Here is a 2,567-nt window from a genome sequence, read left to right as displayed (position 1 = left end):
CGGGGGCAGCGTCGCCAGCGTCGGCAGCGTCGCCAGCGTCGTCGACGGCCCTCTCGGGATCCATCGGAAGCATCGCCGGGTTCGAGAGCCCGACGGTCGCGTACGCGACGACGGGCCCGCGGCGCGCGCCCCGCGCGTGCTCCATCGCGACGCCGGTGAACAGGGTCGGCGGGTCCCCCTCGCCGTCGCGCCTCGCGTCGTCCTCGCTTATAAAACCCGCCCGGGCCAGCCGCTCGTCGCGGTACGCGCCGAGGTCGGTGCGCTCGAACCCCTCCGGGACGGTCACGTTGTAGGCCGCGGCGCCCCGCGAGCGCCCGCCGTCCCACCCGGTCGAGAGCCAGCGCGTCCCCGGGCGCCGCAGGCGGAGGACGCCGTCGAGCACGGTCGCCTCAAACATCGTCGACCTCCGGACCGGTCGTCGCCTCGTCGGCCGCCTCCGTGTCGGTCGTCCCCTCATCGCCGACGCCCAGCGCCGCCAGCAGTCGGTCGGTCTCGGCCGGCCGGCGCACCGCGACCCGGACGTGGGAGTCGAGCCCGCGGAAGGTCGTCGCGTCCCGGACCGCGACGCCGCGCTCGCGGGCCTCCCCGACGACCGCCTCGACCGACCGACCCGCGTTCTCGACGCCGAGCAGCAGGAACGGCGCGTCGGAGGGTGAGACCTCGTAGCGCTCGGCGAGCGCCTCCCGCATCCGCGCCCGCTCGGACCGGACTCGGTCTCGGGTCTCGCTTATAAACCCGTCCCGTCGCATGCAGTACGCGCCGGTCGCGAGCGCCGGGGCGCTCAGGTTCCACGGGCGTCGGGCGTTCGAGAGCGCCGCGCCGAACGCGCCCGTCGCGACCGCGAACCCCGTCCGGATCCCGGGCAGGCCGAACAGCTTCGTCAGCGACCGGGCGACGACGACCCCCTCCGTCCCCGCGAGCGACGGACGGTCGGTGAAGCCGAGGAACGCCTCGTCGACGAGTAGTCGCGTGCCGGCCTCGCGGCACCGCGCCGCGAACCGCTCCAGCGCCGTTCGGTCGTACGCCGTCCCGGTCGGGTTGTTCGGGGTACAGACGACGGCGAGCGCGTGGCCGCTCGGGTCGGCGTCGAGGATCCCGCTCGCCGGGACAAAGGCGGGCTCGCCTCCCTGTAACCGCACCTCGCGGGCGTACTCGCCGAAGCTCGGCGCCGGGACGAGGGCGGTGTCGCCCGCGTCGACCGCGAGCGCGACCGCCGCGCGGATCGCGGCGAGCCCGCCGGGCGTCGGGACCACGGCCGCCGGGTCGCAACCGACGTAGTCGGCCGCGGCCTCGCGGAACGCCGTCGGCGGCTCCGCGGGATACGTCCGCGCGTCGGCGAACGCCTCGCGGTAGACGGCCTCGACGCCTTCGGGCACCTCGGGGTTCGTGTTCGCCGAGAAGTCCAGCAGGTCGGGGTCGTCGCTGCTCCCGTGTGGAGCGCGGTCGAGGTCGGCGGCGGCGTCGAAGTTCATGGCTGTGTTCTCATTCGTCGGTGTCTCTCTCCCCGTCGGCGAGGAGCCGCTCGGCGACCCGCACGTCCGACGGGTAGTTGACGTTGACGGCGAGCCGAGCGTCCCCGGTGAGGTGGACGGCGGCGCCGGCGTCGTCGCGCTCGTGGTCGGCGTCGTCGCGCTCGTGGTCGGCGTCGTCGCTTTCGCCGTCTCCGTCGCTCCCGACGACGTTGATCCCGGCGGGGACGACCTCGCGGCCGTCGATTTCGGTCGCCGCGTCGGCGCTGACGCCGAGATCGCGTTTCCGCGACGCGGGCACGCAGACGGTGAGCGACGCCGGCGCGTCGCCGGCGGCTCGCGCCGCGTCGATCACGGCGTTCACGGCCGCGGCGTCCACGAGCGGGAGGTCGGCGGCGATGGTCAGGAGGGGCTCTGCGCCCGGCCCGACCGCCTCCATCGCGTACTGCAGGTCGGCGACGTAGCCGTCGCCCGGCGCGTCGATCACGGGGAGGCCCGGGCGCTCGTCGCCGAGGTGCGCGCGCGTCGCCGACGCGTGCGGCGAGACGACGGCGTACGTCGCCTCGACGCGACTCCCGGCGAGCGCGTCGAGGACGCGGTCGACCATCGGTCGCCCCGCCACCGGGGTCAGCGGCTTTTCCGTGTCCCCGCCGAGGCGAGTGCCGCGGCCGCCGCACATCACGAGAGCGTCCACGCGATCACCCCCGCGTGCAGCGCGGCGACCCGCGCGAGCTCGTTCGTCGCGCCGAGCACGTCGCCGGAGACGCCGCCGAGCCGCCGCCGGGCCCACCGCCGGAGGGCCCACGCCGTCGCCAGCGCGGCGAGGAGCGCGGCGATCCCCGGGAGGAGCCGCGGCCACGCGAGGAGCGCGGCGGGCGCCGCGAGCGCGAGGACCGGGAGCGCCGCCCCGGGACCGATCCCGTCCGCGAGCGCGGACCCGAGCCCCTCGTGGGCCGCGTCGCCGGCGCAGACGAGCGTCGCGGTCGCGGCCTTCGCGCCGACCTCGGCGGCGACGACGATCCCGACTGCGACGCCGATCCGGTCGCGGACGCCGGGCGTCCCCGTCGCGCTCGCGGCCGCGACCAACCCGAGCGCGGC

General features: G+C 76.5%; 4 protein-coding genes. All 4 read right to left on the bottom strand.

The window, feature by feature from the left end:
* The coding region (locus tag OQF71_RS14315; RefSeq protein WP_280588485.1) for an adenosylcobinamide amidohydrolase at window positions 1-397 on the bottom strand (397 nt) is incomplete at its 3' end.
* Window positions 390-1,472 carry an aminotransferase class I/II-fold pyridoxal phosphate-dependent enzyme gene (locus OQF71_RS14310; protein WP_280588483.1) on the bottom strand — a complete coding sequence of 361 codons (1,083 nt, stop codon included), beginning with the start codon at window positions 1,470-1,472 and terminating at the stop codon, window positions 390-392. The genes OQF71_RS14315 and OQF71_RS14310, both read right to left, overlap by 8 nt.
* A gap of 10 nt (window positions 1,473-1,482) precedes the next feature.
* Window positions 1,483-2,148 carry an NTP transferase domain-containing protein gene (locus tag OQF71_RS14305; protein WP_280588486.1) on the bottom strand — a complete coding sequence of 222 codons (666 nt, stop codon included), beginning with the start codon at window positions 2,146-2,148 and terminating at the stop codon, window positions 1,483-1,485.
* A partial coding sequence (locus OQF71_RS14300) for an adenosylcobinamide-GDP ribazoletransferase (protein ID WP_280588482.1) occupies window positions 2,148-2,567 on the bottom strand: 420 nt, incomplete at its 5' end. The genes OQF71_RS14300 and OQF71_RS14305, both read right to left, overlap by 1 nt.

This window comes from Halorubrum sp. Boch-26, from assembly GCF_029889805.1.
Taxonomy (GTDB): Archaea; Halobacteriota; Halobacteria; order Halobacteriales; family Haloferacaceae; genus Halorubrum.
This window is presented reverse-complemented; position numbering and strand designations above follow the sequence as displayed.